Raw genomic sequence first — 17,136 nt, forward strand, 5'->3', positions numbered from 1 at the left:
AGCTTTGGAGACATGATCCAGGCTGATCTGACAATCATCCTGCCAGAAATCGTTCTGGCAATCTATGCGATGGCGGCGCTGATTGGGGCTGTCTACACCACCAAGGACGCGCTGGCGCCGGTTCTGGTCTGGGCCACTTCGGGGCTGATGGCGGTCCTGGCGATCTGGATCGCGATGAATGGCGACGGGACCAATGTGGCCTTTAATGGCATGTTCGTGGATGACGGCTTTGCCCGGTTCGCGAAAGTGGCAATCCTGCTGTCTGCTGCAGCCGTATTGCTGATGAGCCAGGAATACATGGCGCGCCGTGATCTGCTGCGCTTTGAATATCCGCTGCTCGTCGCGCTTGCAGCTGTGGGCATGATGATGATGGTCAGCGCGGGCGATCTGATGTCGCTTTATATGGGGCTCGAACTGCAATCGCTGTCACTTTACGTTGTGGCCGCCCTGCGGCGCGATAGCGCCAAATCCACCGAGGCCGGTCTGAAATACTTCGTGCTGGGCGCGCTGAGTTCGGGTCTTCTGCTTTACGGTGCGTCGCTGGTTTACGGCTTTACGGGAACCACTTTGTTCTCTGGCATCATTCAGACCGTACAACACGGGGAAATATCGGTTGGCCTGCTGTTTGGTCTGGTCTTCATGATCTCTGGTCTGGCCTTCAAGGTCTCGGCTGTGCCGTTCCATATGTGGACGCCGGACGTGTACGAGGGCTCTCCGACCCCGATCACGGCGTTCTTTGCTACGGCGCCGAAAGTGGCAGCTATGGCCCTGTTCGCGCGCTTGATGCATGACGCGTTCGGAGGTGTGATCAAGGATTGGCAGCAAGTGATCGTCCTGCTCTCGGTCCTGTCGATGTTGCTGGGTGCGGTCGCGGCCATCGGGCAGCGCGACTTCAAGCGGCTAATGGCGTTTTCCTCGATTGCCCATATGGGCTATGCGCTGATTGGCCTGGCCGCCGGTACCGAGATGGGTATCAAGGCGATGCTGATGTATCTGGCGATTTATGTGACGATGAATATCGGCACCTTCGCCTTCATCCTGATGATGGAGCGTGACGGCAAACCGGTAACAGATATCGACGCACTACGGCAGTTCTCGAAACGGGATCCGGGCAAGGCGCTGGCTGTCCTGATCCTGATGTTCAGCCTTGCGGGTGTACCGCCGATGCTGGGTTTCTTTGCCAAGTTCGGCGTTTGGCAGGCGGGTATTGACGCTGACCTGTTCGGGCTGGTGATCGTGTCGGCTATCGCTTCGGTCATCGGTGCATTCTATTATCTGCGGATCGTGTTCTACATGTATTTCGGCGCCGAGAATGAAGACCCGATTGAAACCCGTTCGACACCTGTTCTTTGGGCGGCGCTGATGGGATCTGCGGCCCTGATGCTGATCGGCGTGTTCTACCAATTCGGCGTGGAAGGTGCAGCAGCAGCTGCGGCGGCGACGCTTGTCAACTGATCTTGTCGCACCCCAATCACCTGAGGCTCGGTCGCTTGACCGGGCCTTTTTGACATGAGCGACTGGCCGCAGGGATATGGCCTGCACGTTCTGCAAGAGGTCGACAGCACGCTGAATGAGGCGGCGCGGCTGGCACCGACTGCGACAGGCCCCGTCTGGATCATGGCGCATCACCAGACAGCAGCGCGCGGACGACGCGGTAGAGTTTGGGCCAATCCGAAAGGAAACCTGGCGGCGACGCTTCTGATGCGGCCAGCTGGAAACCCTGAACAAGCGGCGCTGCGCAGCTTCGTGGCTGCGTTGGCGTTGTTTGATGCCTGCGTGGCAGTGACAGGGCGTGCGCAGGGGTTGTCTCTGAAGTGGCCGAACGATGTTTTGCTGAATGGCGGCAAACTCGCAGGTATATTGCTGGAAAGCACCGGGCAAGGCAGGGGTGTCGCGCATCTGTCTATCGGCATCGGTGTCAACCTGTCCGAAGCACCCACGGCGGATAACGTCGAACCGGGTGCGGTGCGCCCAGTTTCATTGATGTCCGAGACCGGCGCTCAGGTCACGCCTGAGGATTTCCTGACCGAACTGGCCGCATCTTATGCGCGGTATGAGACGCAGTTCACCACCTATGGGTTTGAGCCTATTCGCACCGCCTGGTTGTCCCGCGCCGCCAAATTGGGAGAGGTCATAACCGCCCGTACCGCAACGTCGGAAACGGTCGGAACCTTTGAAACGGTGGACGCGGCCGGCAACCTTGTCCTAAACACCGCCAAGGGTCGCGTCAGCATACCTGCCGCGGATGTCTATTTCTGAAGGGGGCGCCTATGCTTCTGGCTATTGATTGCGGCAACACGAACACCGTTTTCTCGATCTGGGATGGCGAGAGATTTCTGTGCACCCTTCGTACTTCGACCCACCACGCGCGCACAGCGGATGCGTATTTCACATGGTACTCGACTTTGGTGAAACACTACGGGATCGAGGCTGACATCTCGGATGTGATCATTGCCTCAACCGTGCCGCGTGTGGTGTTCAACTTGCGGGTTTTTGCAGACCGGTTTTTCGGATGTAGGCCACTTGTAGTCGGCAAGCCCGATTGCCTGCTGCCCGTGAACCCGCGTGTGGATGAAGGAACCGTGCCCGGCCCGGACCGTTTGGCCAACGCGGCGGCTGCGTTTGATCGCCATGGCGGAAACGTGGTGGTGGTTGATTTTGGTACGGCAACAAATTTCGACGTGGTCGCGGCGGATGGTGCCTATGTCGGCGGTATCATTGCTCCCGGCGTGAACCTGAGCCTTGAGGCATTGCATCAGGGTGCAGCGGCGCTGCCGCATATCGACATTACAAGACCCGAAAAAGTGATCGGAACAAACACGGTTGGCTGTATCCAGTCTGGCGTGTATTGGGGATATTCCGGTCTGATCGAAGGGCTGATCTCGCGCGTGAAGGCCGAATACGGAATGGCGATGAAGGTCGTCGGCACCGGTGGGCTGGCGCCTCTGTTCGATCAGGCAGATGTGGGCTTTGACGCTATCGAGGATGATTTGACGATGCACGGGTTGACCGTGATCCATCGCTATAACAAGGAAAATGGCTCAACATGAGCAGTGAACGACTGATCTATCTGCCGCTGGGCGGTGCAGGCGAAATCGGCATGAATGCCTATGTCTACGGCTATGGCGCGCCGGGAAAAGAACGACTGATCCTCGTCGATCTGGGCGTGGCGTTTCCGGACATGGATACCTCGCCCGGCGTCGATCTGATCTTTGCCGATATCAGCTGGTTGAAAGAGCGTGCCGACCAGCTTGAGGCCGTCTTTGTCACCCACGCGCATGAGGATCACATCGGAGCCGTGGCCCACTGTTATGAAGCATTGGGCGCACCGATTTATGCTCGTGCCTTCACAGCCAATATTGCGCGGCGCAAGATGGATGAACATGGCCACCCGACCGAGGCGGTGCGGACGGCTTCGGCCTGGCCCGAACAGATCAAGGCGGGTCCGTTTACGGTAGGTTTCCTGCCCGTGTCACACTCGATCCCCGAAAGTGCAGGGCTGGTGATCGATACGCCTGAAGGCCGTGTTGTGCATTCTGGAGACTTCAAGCTGGATGCAGACCCGGTTGTGGGCGAGCCCTTTGACCCTGATCTGTGGGCTGAGGTTGCCAAGCCGGGTGTCAAGGCGTTGGTCTGTGACAGCACCAACGTGTTCTCGTCTCATCCCGGACGTTCGGAATCCGAAGTGGGTCCCGAGATCACGCGTCTTGTGCAGGGCGCAAGCGGTATGGTGATCGCGACGACCTTTGCATCGAATGTGGCGCGCGTAAAAACACTGGCCGAGGCCGGGCAGAAAGCCGGACGCTCGGTTGTCTTGCTGGGTCGCGCGATGCGGCGCATGATCGAGGCTGCGACTGAGACCGGTATCCTGACCGATTTCCCCAAGGTTATCAGCGCTGAAGAGGCCGTCGACGTGCCGCGCCAGAACCTGATGCTGATCGTCACCGGCAGCCAAGGCGAACGCCGTGCAGCCAGCGCCCAACTCGCGCGCGGCAAATATCGTGGGCTTGAGGCGAAAGAGGGCGATCTGTTCCTGTTCTCGTCCAAAACCATCCCCGGAAACGAGCGCGGCGTGATCCGTATCATCAACCAGTTGAGCGAGAAGGGCGTCGATGTGGTCGATGACAGCTCGGGGCTTTATCATGTCTCGGGTCATGCCAACCGGCCTGATCTGGAACGTGTTCACGCGTTGGTCGATCCCCAGATGGTTATTCCGATGCATGGCGAACACCGTCACCTGCGCGAACATGCCAAGCTGGCCGAAGCGGGCGGGCGCACCGGGGTTCTGGCAGTGAACGGCACCATGCTGGATCTGACTGGCAATGCGCCCAAGGTGGCAGATTATGTCGAAACAGGTCGGACCTATCTGGATGGTTCCGTGAAGGTGGGTGCCTTGGATGGTGTTGTACGCGACCGTATCCGTATGGCGCTGAACGGCCATGTCACGATCACGGTCATTCTGGATGAAGAAGACGAACCTTTGGGCGAACCTTGGTGCGACACCATGGGGCTGCCCGAGGTGGGCTCGTCCCGTGCGGGGCTGGTCGAGGTGCTCGAAGAAGACCTCAATCAGTTTCTGATGCGCGCTGGAGCCAAGACCCTGCGTGATGATGACAAGCTTGAGGAAGGCTTGCGCCGGATCGCGCGCCAGACTGCGCAGGCCGAGATCGGAAAGAAACCAGAAGTGACCGTGGTGGTCAGTCGGATGCGCTAATCCGCGTAAGGCATCGGATAGCCCCGAAGCTGCAGGAACAGGCTGGCCTCTTCGTTGTTGAGAAAGAAGGGCACGGTTTCAGGCGGGTTCGGGTCTGCCGCGCGGGCGGCGATTTCGGCCAGAACGACCTCGGTGATGAATGGCAGATCGTATTCACGGGCTTGCCGGACTTTCACCCATTGCAGATGCGACAGCTCGTCCGACGCGTGGGTGAAGTCGTCCAGATCACCTTGTATTGCATCGGCATCAACCAGAAAGAACCGGGCATCGAACCGGCGTGGTCGTCCGGGTGGTGTCACCGCGCGGAACACAAATTGCAGAGCTGACGCGGAGGGGAGGAAACCCATCTGAGCAAAGCTCTGCCAATCCGGGGGCACGGCACCTTGCCAGACGCCCGGTTGCCCAAGGATCAACCCGGTTTCTTCCCACAATTCGCGGATTGCAGCGGCAGCGAGAGCACCTTGCAGCCCGGCCTCGGACTGCTGCGACAGACGCTCGTTGCACAGATCGGGTAGGGCGGACACCAGGGGTACATTTGCATCCGCCGGGTCGACCGCTCCACCGGGGAAGACAAATTTGTTTGGCATGAACGCGGCTTTTGCCCCGCGTTGCCCCATCAGAATCGAGGGATCGCCAAGCCTGTCACGCAGAACGATGACAGTTGCAGCGTTGCGAATGGCGGTCTTGTCCGCACTCATGCGGATCTGCCGAACCCATGCATGCGGCGTGCCCATTGATAGGCGACGACTGCCCCCTTAAGTCTTGGCAATAGATACAGCGACAAGGCGACACAAGCGATCGAAAACCCGATTGCCATGGTCCAGGGGCCGGGCCGCCAATGCACGTAAGAGACATGCAATGCTGGTGCCAGAAGATGCCCAACGATCAGAATTGTCAGATAGGCCGGTCCGTCATCGGCGCGATGATGAAACAGCTCCTGCCCGCAATTCGAGCAGCTATCGTTCACCTTGAGGTAGCTGTGCAGCAACTTGCCTTCGCCACAATTCGGGCATTTGCCCCGAAATCCCCGGATCAATGCGGGTTTGGTCGGGCGTTCTTCCTCGATCGTCGTTTCAACAGTCTGATCAGTCATATGAATCTCGCGCGTTTATCCTGAGGTCATATAGGCTTGGCCAGGCCATGCAGGAAAGGGGGGTGCGTCGCTTTGCGGCGGCGAAGCCGAACCTAGCAGGAAATGCCCCGCATTCAAACCGGGTGGAAAAAAGTTGATCAGGCGGCGACGGAAACCCGCACATGCAGCGTTTGAATTGGTATCAGCAGCGGCAAGGGGCCGCGCATATCAGGGGAATAAGTTATGAACAGAAAAATCTTCATCTCCGTCGTCGTTGGGGCCGCACTGGTCATCACCGCAACTTCGGCATTCGCCAAAGGACCGCGGGCGACGTTTGAAGAGCTGGACATTGATGGCGACGGTCAGGTGACGCTGACCGAGATCACCGAGCATCGCATGAAGAACTACACTTCTGCCGATACCGATGGGGACGGGCAACTGAGCGTCGAGGAAATGCAGGCCGCCGCTCAGGCCAAGGCTGCGGATCGTGTAAAGGGGATGTTCGAAAAATATGATGCCAACGCGGACGGGTTTCTGAGCGAAGATGAATTGCCCAAACCGCGCCGGGCCTCCAAGATGTTCGAGCGTATCGATGCTGATGGTAACGGGTCGATCTCGGAACAGGAATATGCGGATGCAAAGGATCGGATGGGTCGCAAGCACAAGCGACATCACAAGTCGGATTCTAACGACAACTGATGCAGGATGGAGGATCTGACCTCTTATCCGGACATGGTGCATGGCGGTTCATCCGCCATGCCCGAGCCCAGCAACGAAGCGTTGTTGGACCTGTTCGCTGATGGCGATGCCAATGCCGCTCGTCTGCTGACAGACAGGTTGGGGCCGCGCTGCTATTCGGTAGCATTGCGAATGCTGGGCAATCGGGCCGAGGCCGAAGACGTCACACAGGAGGCGATGATGCGCCTGTGGAAGATGGCCCCGGACTGGGTATACGGGCAGGCGCAGATATCGACCTGGCTTTATCGTGTGACGTTGAATCTGTGCGTGGATCTGCGGCGCCAAAAGCGGCCTGATACGTTGGAGAATGCGCCCGAACCCGAAGACGGCTCTGCCAGTGTGGTCGACAAGATGCAGGAGGTCGCGCGACGGGACGCGTTGCAGAATGCCTTGGATCAGTTGCCGGACCGGCAAAGACAGGCCGTCGTTTTGCGGCATATCGAGGAATTGTCCAATCCCGAGATCGCAGGGATCATGGAGATTTCTGTTGAAGCGGTTGAAAGTCTGACCGCGCGGGGCAAACGGGCTTTGACGGCGATACTGGCTGGGCGCAAGGATGAACTGGGGTATGAACATGGCTGATCATGGCAAGGAACTGGAAGGTCTGTTTGCGCAGGCGCGCGCCACGCGTGACGAGTTTCCTGACGATCTGGCAGTTCGGATCGAAACTGACGCCGAAGCGCTGCGATTGGCGCGTGTTGCACAGGCGGCGCGACCGACATGGCGTTGGCGCATGGGGTCGATCGGCGGCTGGCAAGGGTTGGGCGGACTTGTGGCTGCCAGCGCCGCGGGCGTTTGGATTGGATTTTCTGCACCATCTTTCCTGCCGGACCCGGCAGAGTATTTTGTGTCATCAGAGACGACTTTTCTGATCGCCGACCTGAGCTTGGATGATAACTTTCTGGAGGATGCGGAATGACAGATGCGCCTGCACCCAAACGTCGATGGATGCCGATTCTGCTGGTTGTTTCGCTGGCTCTGAACTTGATGGTGGCCGGGGTCGCCCTTGGGACAGTCCTGAGATTCAAAGGCCAGGACCGCGTCGCTGCCCCTCCTGGTTTCGGGCCGTCGCTTTATCATGCACTCCCGAAATCAGAACGCAAAGCGCTGCGGGGTGAGTTGTCAGCTCTGCGTGGCAAAGGTTCGCACCGGCGCCAGCAGGATTTCAGCACGCTCAGTCAAGCGCTGAGGGTTGTGCCATTTGAACCCGCTGCGGTTCAGGCGCTGCTGGAACAACAGGCGCAGGCAACTGCGGATCTTCAAGAAGCGCTTCATCAACAATGGCTGGCGCAGATCTCGGCCATGAATGACGAAGAGCGTACAGCCTATGCCGATCGGCTGGAGGAAGTGGTCAAGCACGGGGCACGCAAACACAAAAAACGGGACTGACCTGTCAGGCCGCAGATAGCCGGATATGTACTTGATTCCGGCCTGCTTTTTTGGCCGCATAAAGCGCCTTGTCAGCAGATCGGATAAGTTGATTGACCGGATCAGCTTCGCTGGGCAGGCTCAGATCTCTGGGGGCACACAAGTTGAGGCCGACGCTGATCGTAACCGGGATCAACGTGGGGTGATCGGGCAATTGGAAGGGTGTGCTGCAAATGCTTTTGCAGACGCTGTCAGCCTGCTGCAAGGCTTGCTTGGTCGAGGTTTCGGGCAGGCCAATCATGAACTCTTCTCCGCCAATGCGGGCGACGAATCCAGTAGGACCCATTGCGGTCCGAATCCTGCGCGCGGCCTCGCACAGCACACAATCGCCTGCGGCATGACCAAAACGGTCGTTTATGGATTTGAAATGATCAAGGTCGGCCAGCATGACGGCAAAACCACGCCCGGTGCGCAGTGAATCATGCGCAATCTGGTCGAGCGCGCGCAAGGCATAGCGTCGATTGTGCAGACCCGTCAGAGGGTCAGTCAACGCCTCCGTCAGACCCTGTCGCAATGTGTCGCGCAGCCTGTCATCGCGGGTTTTACGGGCAATCTGCGTCTCAAGTCGCAGGGATATTTCGTCGGCGTTGAAGCCTCCAATGCAAACGGCGTCCGCACCTCGGTCAAGCGCTTCGGCGGCAAGGTTTGCGTCATTGTCCTTCAGTACCGCGATCAATACCGTGTGCCGCGTGCCACTGCGCGAGCGTAAATCGGCAAGCAACTTGGATGCAGAGCTGTCCGCTCCAAGTTCGACGACGATGGCATCCGGAGGCGCTTCGCCGAGGACACCCTGCAGGTTCGGCAAGGTATGGATGCTCAACCGATGTCGGGTTTGAGCACACAGTGCTTTACTCCACAGCGCTCCGGTACGGGGCGTATGTGTCAGAACCGCGATGTGAGCCGCAGGGTGAGGTGCGATCAACGTGGCAGCGGGTTCGGCAAACCCGATCGACTGCGATGCGTCTTTGACACTGAGATCTTGTCTATCAGCGCGCGCGCGCAAAAGGCTGCGGACACGGGCCAGCAAAAGCGTATCTTTCAGAGGATAGCCAAGCACATCGTCCAACCCGTCTGAAAGCGCGCGAAGCCGTGCTGCCTTGTCATTTTGTGGAGCGATGGCCACGATCGGCACGTCCGCCAAAGCAGGGTCCGACTGCATCAACCTTTTGACATCTGCTGCTGATCCATCCGGCAGAGTTTGAGCAGTCAGAACAAGATCAGGCCGCGTACGCCGCAGCAAAGCGGACAGGCCCGCCACTTTCTCGCCCTGTACGACGTGATACCAAGCCGCTGTCAACTGCACCTTGAGCATGATGCGATTGGTCGAAACGCCATCGAGGACGAGTATGGTGCCTTGCTCGGACATGGCCGTTCACCGTTTGATTGCATGCATTGCCAAAGTGTTTATGAGTCTGGTTAATAAACCCTTTCCAAGAGACGATCCGGGACCAGATAATGCCGATATCTGCCGATGCCGCCGAAACCCTGGCCCTGAAAGTTCTGAGCTGGCTGGTTGGAAATGATGAGCTTTTGCCTGTTTTTCTGGGGGCCAGTGGGGCATCTGCTGAAGACCTGCGCGCACGTGCGGGTGAGACGGAGTTTCTGACCTCGGTTCTCGATTTCCTGATGCTTGACGATTCGTGGGTGATCGCTTTTTGTGACGCCAATTCCGTCCCTTATGATCAGCCGGGTCAGGCCCGTGTGATGCTGTTGGGACCATCGGAAATGCACTGGACTTAATTTGCAGGAGCCTCTTTGAATGCCCATCGATGCCTTATTGTTCGACAAGGACGGAACACTTTTTGACTTTGCCGCCACATGGGGTGCTTTCGGGCGCGTCGCACTGGAGCGCTTGTCAGTAGGCGACACGCAGCTTGCATCCGAAATGGGTAAAGCCATCGGATTTGATTATGCGGAAGAAACCTATGAGGCTGACAGCATCGTAATCGCCGGAACAGTCGATGAAGTCGCCGAGGTTTTACAGCCACATCTGCCCGAGACGCCTAGGTCAGAACTTATTGACACCTTAAACCGAGCCTCGGCAGAGGCGCAGCAGATTCCATCTGTGCCACTGGCACCGTTTCTTGAAGGTTTGAGGCAGGCTGGATTGAAGCTAGGCGTTGCCACAAATGATGGAGAGATGCCGGCGCTGCAGCATCTCGAATCGGTTGGTGTGCGGGATCACTTCGATTTCGTCGCCGGATATGACAGTGGCCATGGGTTCAAGCCGGGACCGGGGCAGTTGCTGGCCTTTGCCAAACATATCGACATCGACCCGTCGCGGATTGCCATGGTGGGTGACAGCCTGCATGACCTCGAGGCCGGGCGTGCAGCGGGCATGGTGACGATTGGTGTTTTGACGGGAATGGCTCCGGCACAGATGCTGGAGCCGTTGGCGGATGTTGTGCTGCCCGATATCGGGCATATCCCCGGCTGGTTGGCCAATTGCTGAACAACTGAGTTGAAAATCGCCATGATATAGAGTGAAACCGACATCTGTTGTCGCAGACAGAGCGGCCATCACTCGGTCTTCGAGGCTTGCTTGAGGAAAGCAGCGTCCGGAGGATAGCCATGGCCGACAGCAGAACTCGCAAACGACGCAGTGGCGGTCGCGCTGGCGCTGCCGCACGTCGCGGCAGTGCCATTATCGATCAAATGCCTTGGAACCCGCCGATAAACATAGATCGGCCGACCGAGCCTTTGGGGCCCGAAGGGGTTGAGGCGATTCATGAGGGTGCGATGCGTATCCTCGAAGAGATCGGGATCGAGTTCTACAACAAGGAAGCGCTTGATATCCTGCGGGAGGCAGGCTGCACCATCAACGGTGACAATGTTCGCATGGGTCGCGATTTCGTCATGGAAATGGTGCGCAAGGCCCCGAGAAAATTCACGATCACCCCGCGTAACCCTGATCACAGGATCGAGGTAGGTGGCCGCACACTGCTGTTCGGAAACGTGTCATCTCCGCCGAATTATTGGGATATGGAGATCGGCAAGAAGGTCCCGGGTACCAGGCGGATGTGCCAGGACCTGCTAAAACTGACGCAATATTTTAACTGTATTCATTTTGCGGGCGGTTACCCGGTTGAGCCGGTCGATATCCATGCCAGCATTCGTCATCTGGATGTGCTCTATGACAAACTGACGCTGACCGATAAGGCCATGCACGCCTATTCTCTGGGCAAAGAGCGCGTTGAAGATGTGATGGAGATGGTGCGTATCGCCGGCGGTCTCAGCCACGAGGAGTTCGAGGCCGCGCCGCGGATGTACACCAACATCAATTCGACCTCGCCGCTGAAACACGACCATCCAATGATCGATGGCTGTCTGAGGTTGGCGCGGCGCGGGCAGGCGATCGTGGTGACACCCTTTACACTTGCCGGGGCCATGGCGCCCGTGACCATGGCGGGCGCGGTGGCGCAATCTCTGGCCGAGGCGCTCTGCGCAATTGCGTTGTTCCAATACGTTCGACCCGGTATTCCCTGTGTGATTGGGACGTTTACCTCGAATGTCGACATGAAATCCGGCGCGCCCGCGTTCGGGACGCCGGAATACATGCGCTCCACTCAGATGACGGGACAGATGGCGCGGTTTTATGGGCTGCCTATGCGTTCATCCGGAGTGTGCGCGGCCAATGTGCCCGACGGTCAGGCGATCTGGGAGACGTCGAATTCGCTCTGGGCGGCAGTGCAGTCGGGGACCAACATGGTCTATCACGCAGCGGGATGGTTAGAGGGTGGATTGATTGCCAGCCCCGAGAAATTCATTATGGATTGCGAAATATTACAGCAAATTCAGCGATATATGCAGCCAGAGATAAATGCGACCGGCCCGGATGAGATCGCGCTGGATGCCATACGTGCCGTCGGCAACGATGGGCATTTCTTTGGCATCCAACACACGCAAGATCGTTACTCCACCGCGTTTTATCAGCCCTTCCTGAGTGACTGGAAGAACTTCGAGGCCTGGGAAGCGGCTGGCGGTGTATGGACTGCAGAACGCGCGCATCACATGTTCAAGGAGATCGTGAACACCTTCGAGCCTCCCGCGCTGGACGAAGCGATCCGCGACGAATTGGCCGATTTTGTCGCCCGCCGAAAGTCGGAAGGGGGCGCACCGACCGACTTCTGATGCCCTTTGGTTTCAAGCTGAGATTACAACGCATTGTCTCAATCCAGTCATGGATTTTGGGCTTTTGTTAAGCTTTCTGGGGTCATCTAGACCGGATTTCTGATCCGGGGCTTTTCATGCATGGGCTGATCAACAGGGCGATCCAATCCTTTGTTTGCGCCACCTATGGCCGTCACTGCTGGCTGCGTGCGATGCAGGCCGCGGGGTTGGATTTCGACGAATTCGAAGCGATGTTAATTTACGGGGCAGATGTCTCGGTACGTGTTCTGGATGTGTTGTGTGCGGATCTGGAACGTTCGAAGCCAGAATTTCTCGAGGATCTGGGCACCTATCTCGTTTCGCACCCGAATATGGAAGGGTTGCGCAGGCTTTTACGCTTTGGCGGCGTGACCTATGTCGAGTTCCTGCATTCGCTGGATGATCTGTCGGATCGGGTTCGGCTTGCCGTCTCAGATCTTGTTCTGCCCGCGCTGGAGTTGCGGGAACACTCACCAACTGAATATCGTTTGCACTGCTTTCCCGGCCTTCCGGGTTATTCAAGTGTCATGACGGGGGTCCTGCGGGCCATGGCAGATGATTATGGTGCATTGGTAATTCTCACCCATGAGGGAAAACAAAACGGTGCCGAGGTCATTTCGATCACCTTGGTAGAGAGTGCGTTTGCAAAAGGCCGTCATTTCGATCTGGGGGCACGGAGCGGATGAAGTGTACGCGCGATCTGGCCTCGTTGCTGGAAACTCTTTGTCCGATGTTCGTGCTGGTGGACGATACGGGACGGATCATTCAGGCTGGGCCAACACTTCAGAAGTTGCGACCTGAACGTCAAATGGCGGGCGAGAGTTTTCTGGATATCTTTGAGCTCTTGCGGCCCAGATCGGTTACCAACATCGCGGATTTGATAGCGACGCCGGGAACCAGGTTGCATCTCAGGTTCAAGGACACGCCTCTAACTGCGTTGAAAGGTCTGATCGCGCCGATGCCAAATGGCGGAGGGACCGTCGTCAATTTGTCGTTTGGCATTTCCATTCTGGATGCGGTTCGGGACTATGCTCTGACAAGCGCGGATTTCTCGGGCACCGATCTTGCGATTGAGCTTTTGTATCTGGTCGAGGCGAAGTCTGCGGCGATGGAGGCTTCGAGGTCGCTGAATTTGCGGTTGCAGGGGGCCATGCTCGCGGCGGAAGAACAGGCATATACCGATACGCTGACCGGATTGAAGAACCGTCGAGCAATGGATCATCTACTGGGCCATTTGATCTCGATGAAGGCGACCTTTGCGCTGATGCAATTGGATCTGGACTACTTCAAGTCTATCAACGACCGTTTGGGCCACGCCGCCGGGGATTATGTATTGCAGCAGGCTGCCCGTATCATGCTTGCCGAAACGCGCGGTGAGGACACGGTTGCCCGGGTTGGCGGGGATGAGTTTGTGTTGATTTTCAAAGGTATGACAGATCGCGATAAGCTTGGCAGGGTCGCTGGTCGGATGATTTCGAGCTTATGCGAGCCGATGCAATTCGACGGGACAGAGTGTCGGATCTCCTGCAGTATCGGAACCGCCTTATCAACTCAGTTCGAGGCGCCCAAAGCAGTCGATATCCTGCATGCTGCCGATCTGGCGCTTTATGCCGCAAAGCGAGATGGTCGATCTTGTCACCGTTTCTATTCGGAACTGTCGGGCGCGCATAAACCCGGTTGAACGCAAAGCTGCACGGTTGGGTTCAGAGCTGACCCAGAACTCTGGCGATGTGGCGCTGGACTTGTGGCAACTCGGATATTACCGGCATGACATGGCCGGTAAAGGCGGCGTGCTTCAGTTCTTGCGGAACATCCTCCAATACGTGCCCGCCGGTACAGGCGAAGAATGGCAGGCAGATTGCTAGCCCTTCAAAACCGGTCGCCGCATCCGCAATGGAAGGCGATTGCTCCACAAAGCCCGTATGGACGGATTTGAACGGAATATGCTGGACCAATTCGCAGGCAAAATCCTGTGCAACACGGGCCGGATTGGGGCTGCGACCAGATCCATGAGCTGCAATGACAAGATCGGTGTCCTCAGGTCTCCAGCCTTTGTCGATCATCACGTCGCTTAGCGACTCGGCTACCAGCAGGGGCAGTTCCGGATCAGTGCCCAAAGGGTCGAGAATTCTGACCGGTCGATCGCCGATCCGTTTCGGGAGCGCGCTGGTTACAAACCAGCCACGAGCCATGAACAGTGGATAAACAGCGGTATCTGCAGGCAGACCATCAAGGCAGGCTTCCAACGCGCCCGGAGCTGCCAGAGTTGCCGAACAAACTGAAACGTGTTCACACAGAGCATCGACTTGCGCAGCCAACGTTGCCAGCGCCGCCTCGGCGGGGGCAGGGTCAGAAGGTTGACCGTGGGCAACAATGACTGCGTTTGGCATATGCGGGCTCCAGTTTGGTCCTGCGATAGGTGTCTCGGGCTCGGGCAAAGTCAATGCTTTCGGTCAGTTCAGAAGAGTCAGCCATAGCCAGACCGTCAAAATCGAAACTCCTGTTCCGATCAGAACCGACGAGGCGGCGACCCGCTTTGCCCGGCCATACATGTTAGCGAAGATATAGGCGTTGAAGCCCGGTGCCATCGCGGCGGTCAGGACGCCCGAACGAAACAGGTCCTGCGGCAGAGAAAACGATGCGCCGAACAGCCACACGAGGCTGGGATGCAGGATCAGCGAAACGCCGCAGACAAACATGATTGCGCGCAGGTCACCTTCGGGGCGGTATTTTACCAAGACGCCGCCCAAAGCGAACAGGGCCCCCGGCAGCGCAGCACGTGTGATCAGGTTCAGCGCGTCGTCTACCACCGTGGGGATGTCGACACCTGACAGATTGACGATGAAACCCAGGCCAATGCCCAGGATCAATGCGTTCTTGAACATCGCGGTCAGCACCGATCTGATCATCCGTGCGCTACCGTGGCCGCGGTTCCGGAAGACCTCCATCACCGTGATGCCGACGCAATAGCAAAAGGGTGAATGAAAAGCGATGATCGCGAAGTTGCCGGTCAGGTTCTCGGGGCCATAAGCGCGCTCGGTGATCGGCAGGCCCAGCAGAACCGAGTTCGAAAACAAACAGCAAAAACCGATTGCGACGCTATCTTCCCACTCGCGACCGAAGATCAGGCGTGCACCAAGCATACCGGCCAGGAAACATAATCCTGCGGCAGTATAGAAGCTGCCCAGCAGCCGAGGATCGAAACTGGCGCTGAGGTCCAGATTGGCAATTGCCAGAAACAGCAGGCATGGGATCGCAAAGCCCTGCGTGAATTTCATCAGCCCGTCGATATGAACTTCGCGAAAATATCCCAATCGGGTCGACAGATACCCGGCTCCGATCACCAGAAAGACTGGTAGGACAACATCGATCAGGCTTTGAAACATGGCGAGGCCATAGCAGAGGGGATGGGGGCAGGCAGCGGCCCGGCCCTCAGAGCGCTTGCCGGATCACCATGCCGTCAAACGCGGGCGTGATGTGGTCCGGGGTTTCGGCCTCGACCGTGGCATAGTCCATATCGATATGCATGTTGGTCAGAATGGCGCGTTTCGGTTCCAGCTGCTCGATCCAGCCCAATGTCTTTTCCAGATGTGCGTGGGTCGGGTGGGGCGTGCGGCGCAGAGCGTCAATGATCAGGCAATCGAGCCCTTCCAGTGCCTGCCAGGCCTCGTCATAAATCTCGGCAACATCGGGAAGGTACGCGAGGTTTCCCATCTTGAAGCCCAGTGAATCAATTCTGCCGTGATTCACCACAAACGGCTCTAGCGGGATCGCACCACCCGGCCCGTCGATTTCAAACAGTCCGTCAATTGTGCGCAGATCGAGAATAGGCGGATAGGGCGAGTCCTCGGGCTGCACGAACGCATAGCCGAAGCGGTTGAGAAGGTCGTTTTGTGTATCGCCATCCGCCCAGACCTGAACGCGCGCCTTCATGTTGAAGAAGATCATCCGCAAGTCGTCCAGACCGTTGGTGTGATCGGCATGGGAGTGGGTGTAAACAACACCATCCAGACGGCCTGTGCCGCTGCTCAGCAACTGGCTGCGCATGTCGGGTGAGGTGTCGATCAGGACAGAGGTCGTGCCATCCGGCCCGTCCCGTTCAACCAGCATCGAGCATCGGCGGCGCGTGTTCTTTGGATTGTCGGGGTCACAAGCCCCCCAATGACCGCCCAGCCGGGGAACGCCGCCAGACGATCCGCAGCCCAGGATAGTGCAGCGCAGTTCAGTCATGCGGCGGCCTTGTATGTCGCGGCCTTGGTGAACAGCCGGTCAAAATTTGCCTGCGTCTGGGCGGCGAACTCGGCGTAGTCCATCCCGAATACTTCGGCCCCCTTGCGAGCGGTGTGGGCGGTATAGGCGGGCTCATTGCGTTTGCCACGATGAGGCGGCGGGGCCAGATAAGGCGCGTCGGTTTCCACCAGAATGCGGTCGACAGGGGCAGCGGCGAAGATATCGCGCAACTCCTGACTTTTGGGGAAGGCGGCGATGCCCGACATGGACAGGTAAAAGCCCAGATCCAGTGCGGCTCGGGCCAGCTCCGCCGAAGACGAGAAGCAATGCATCACGCAGGAATAGGGGGCATTGCGATGTTCTTCGGTCAGAATACGGGCCATGTCGTCATCGGCTGCACGCGCATGGATGATCAATGGCAGGCCAGTTTGCTGCGCTGCCTGGATATGAATGCGCAGCGATTGTTTTTGAATCTCAGCTGAGTCGGCGGTGTAGTGGTAATCCAAACCGCTTTCACCGATGCCGACAAATTTCGGATGACGCGCCAGAGCGACCAGTTCGTCAACCGTAGCCATGGGTTCGTCCGCTGCGCTCATCGGGTGCGTGCCAGCGGCGTAGAAGACCGAAGCGTGAGCTTCGGCGATGGCGCGTACGCTGGGTTCGTTACGCAAGCGCGTGCAAATCGTCACCATCCGCGTCACGCCAGCTTCGGCGGCGCGGGCTACGATCTCGTCCAACTGGCCTTCGAAATCCGGGAAGTCCAGATGGCAATGGCTGTCGGTAATTTCAGGGGTGGGGCTCATCA

General features: G+C 58.0%; 20 protein-coding genes. 13 read left to right on the plus strand and 7 right to left on the minus strand.

The annotated features are described in order from the left end of the window. Positions 1–12 precede the first annotated feature (12 nt). From nuoN to ACR0IV_RS01645, 4 genes are read left to right on the plus strand one after another with little or no spacing between them, the layout of a single operon-like run. On the plus strand, positions 13–1,455 hold the full coding sequence (nuoN, locus tag ACR0IV_RS01630) for an NADH-quinone oxidoreductase subunit NuoN (protein WP_480658209.1): 1,443 nt from the start codon (positions 13–15) through the stop codon (positions 1,453–1,455). A gap of 54 nt (positions 1,456–1,509) precedes the next feature. Beyond that, positions 1,510–2,259: a biotin--[acetyl-CoA-carboxylase] ligase gene (locus ACR0IV_RS01635; protein ID WP_480658207.1), complete on the plus strand. Its 750-nt coding sequence runs from the start codon at positions 1,510–1,512 to the stop codon at positions 2,257–2,259. Between the two features lie 11 nt (positions 2,260–2,270). Then, positions 2,271–3,050, plus strand: a complete 780-nt coding sequence (locus ACR0IV_RS01640; RefSeq protein ID WP_480470296.1) for a type III pantothenate kinase — start codon at positions 2,271–2,273, stop codon at positions 3,048–3,050. Next, positions 3,047–4,714, plus strand: coding sequence for a ribonuclease J (locus ACR0IV_RS01645; RefSeq protein WP_480658205.1), 1,668 nt, complete (start codon positions 3,047–3,049; stop codon positions 4,712–4,714). The genes ACR0IV_RS01640 and ACR0IV_RS01645 overlap by 4 nt, the downstream gene beginning before the upstream one ends. Here the strand turns inward: ACR0IV_RS01645 and ACR0IV_RS01650 are convergent. Further along, the gene (locus tag ACR0IV_RS01650; RefSeq protein ID WP_480658203.1) at positions 4,711–5,412 is read right to left on the minus strand and encodes an NUDIX hydrolase; all 702 of its coding nucleotides are present in this window, start codon (positions 5,410–5,412) and stop codon (positions 4,711–4,713) included. The genes ACR0IV_RS01645 and ACR0IV_RS01650 overlap by 4 nt on opposite strands. Further along, positions 5,409–5,807 (minus strand): DUF983 domain-containing protein, encoded by a 399-nt coding sequence (locus ACR0IV_RS01655; RefSeq protein WP_480470293.1) that lies wholly within the window; start codon positions 5,805–5,807, stop codon positions 5,409–5,411. Before ACR0IV_RS01655 ends, ACR0IV_RS01650 begins: the two co-directional genes overlap by 4 nt. A gap of 222 nt (positions 5,808–6,029) precedes the next feature. Here ACR0IV_RS01655 and ACR0IV_RS01660 point away from each other — a divergent pair, with 222 nt between their 5' ends. The 4 genes from ACR0IV_RS01660 to ACR0IV_RS01675 are packed head-to-tail and all read left to right on the plus strand — an operon-like array spanning position 6,030 to position 7,913. Beyond that, positions 6,030–6,485: an EF-hand domain-containing protein gene (locus tag ACR0IV_RS01660; RefSeq protein ID WP_480470292.1), complete on the plus strand. Its 456-nt coding sequence runs from the start codon at positions 6,030–6,032 to the stop codon at positions 6,483–6,485. 6 nt (positions 6,486–6,491) lie between these two features. Further along, positions 6,492–7,106 (plus strand): RNA polymerase sigma factor, encoded by a 615-nt coding sequence (locus tag ACR0IV_RS01665; protein WP_480470291.1) that lies wholly within the window; start codon positions 6,492–6,494, stop codon positions 7,104–7,106. Then, the gene (locus tag ACR0IV_RS01670) at positions 7,093–7,443 is read left to right on the plus strand and encodes a hypothetical protein (protein ID WP_480484978.1); all 351 of its coding nucleotides are present in this window, start codon (positions 7,093–7,095) and stop codon (positions 7,441–7,443) included. Before ACR0IV_RS01665 ends, ACR0IV_RS01670 begins: the two co-directional genes overlap by 14 nt. Further along, a complete protein-coding gene (locus tag ACR0IV_RS01675) occupies positions 7,440–7,913 on the plus strand; it encodes a periplasmic heavy metal sensor (protein WP_480470289.1) in 474 nt (157 codons plus the stop codon). Before ACR0IV_RS01670 ends, ACR0IV_RS01675 begins: the two co-directional genes overlap by 4 nt. A gap of 4 nt (positions 7,914–7,917) precedes the next feature. On the opposite strand, the gene ACR0IV_RS01680 is transcribed toward ACR0IV_RS01675, so the two are convergent. Further along, the gene (locus ACR0IV_RS01680) at positions 7,918–9,318 is read right to left on the minus strand and encodes a diguanylate cyclase (protein WP_480658201.1); all 1,401 of its coding nucleotides are present in this window, start codon (positions 9,316–9,318) and stop codon (positions 7,918–7,920) included. An 89-nt stretch (positions 9,319–9,407) separates the two neighbouring features. Between ACR0IV_RS01680 and ACR0IV_RS01685 the strand changes: the two genes are divergently transcribed. The 5 genes from ACR0IV_RS01685 to ACR0IV_RS01705 all read left to right on the plus strand — a co-directional run bounded on the left by ACR0IV_RS01685 (position 9,408) and on the right by ACR0IV_RS01705 (position 13,782). Continuing rightward, positions 9,408–9,692: a DUF3572 domain-containing protein gene (locus ACR0IV_RS01685; protein ID WP_480658199.1), complete on the plus strand. Its 285-nt coding sequence runs from the start codon at positions 9,408–9,410 to the stop codon at positions 9,690–9,692. A 19-nt stretch (positions 9,693–9,711) separates the two neighbouring features. Continuing rightward, complete coding sequence (locus ACR0IV_RS01690) at positions 9,712–10,404, plus strand: HAD family hydrolase (RefSeq protein ID WP_480658197.1); 693 nt, start codon at positions 9,712–9,714, stop codon at positions 10,402–10,404. Positions 10,405–10,523: 119 nt separating this feature from the next. After that, on the plus strand, positions 10,524–12,083 hold the full coding sequence (locus ACR0IV_RS01695) for a trimethylamine methyltransferase family protein (protein WP_480658196.1): 1,560 nt from the start codon (positions 10,524–10,526) through the stop codon (positions 12,081–12,083). A gap of 116 nt (positions 12,084–12,199) precedes the next feature. After that, the gene (locus ACR0IV_RS01700; protein WP_480658195.1) at positions 12,200–12,787 is read left to right on the plus strand and encodes a heme NO-binding domain-containing protein; all 588 of its coding nucleotides are present in this window, start codon (positions 12,200–12,202) and stop codon (positions 12,785–12,787) included. Then, positions 12,784–13,782, plus strand: a complete 999-nt coding sequence (locus tag ACR0IV_RS01705) for a diguanylate cyclase domain-containing protein (protein WP_480658194.1) — start codon at positions 12,784–12,786, stop codon at positions 13,780–13,782. The genes ACR0IV_RS01700 and ACR0IV_RS01705 overlap by 4 nt, the downstream gene beginning before the upstream one ends. A gap of 22 nt (positions 13,783–13,804) precedes the next feature. On the opposite strand, the gene ACR0IV_RS01710 is transcribed toward ACR0IV_RS01705, so the two are convergent. From ACR0IV_RS01710 to ACR0IV_RS01725, 4 genes are all read right to left on the minus strand, one after another. After that, positions 13,805–14,491, minus strand: coding sequence for a CbiX/SirB N-terminal domain-containing protein (locus ACR0IV_RS01710; RefSeq protein WP_480658193.1), 687 nt, complete (start codon positions 14,489–14,491; stop codon positions 13,805–13,807). Positions 14,492–14,554: 63 nt separating this feature from the next. Further along, a complete protein-coding gene (locus ACR0IV_RS01715) occupies positions 14,555–15,487 on the minus strand; it encodes an AEC family transporter (protein WP_480658192.1) in 933 nt (310 codons plus the stop codon). A 46-nt stretch (positions 15,488–15,533) separates the two neighbouring features. Then, the gene (locus tag ACR0IV_RS01720) at positions 15,534–16,331 is read right to left on the minus strand and encodes an MBL fold metallo-hydrolase (protein WP_480658190.1); all 798 of its coding nucleotides are present in this window, start codon (positions 16,329–16,331) and stop codon (positions 15,534–15,536) included. Then, positions 16,328–17,134 (minus strand): TatD family hydrolase, encoded by an 807-nt coding sequence (locus tag ACR0IV_RS01725; protein ID WP_480658189.1) that lies wholly within the window; start codon positions 17,132–17,134, stop codon positions 16,328–16,330. The genes ACR0IV_RS01720 and ACR0IV_RS01725 overlap by 4 nt, the downstream gene beginning before the upstream one ends. Positions 17,135–17,136 lie beyond the last annotated feature (2 nt).

This window comes from Ruegeria sp. C2, from assembly GCF_056537765.1.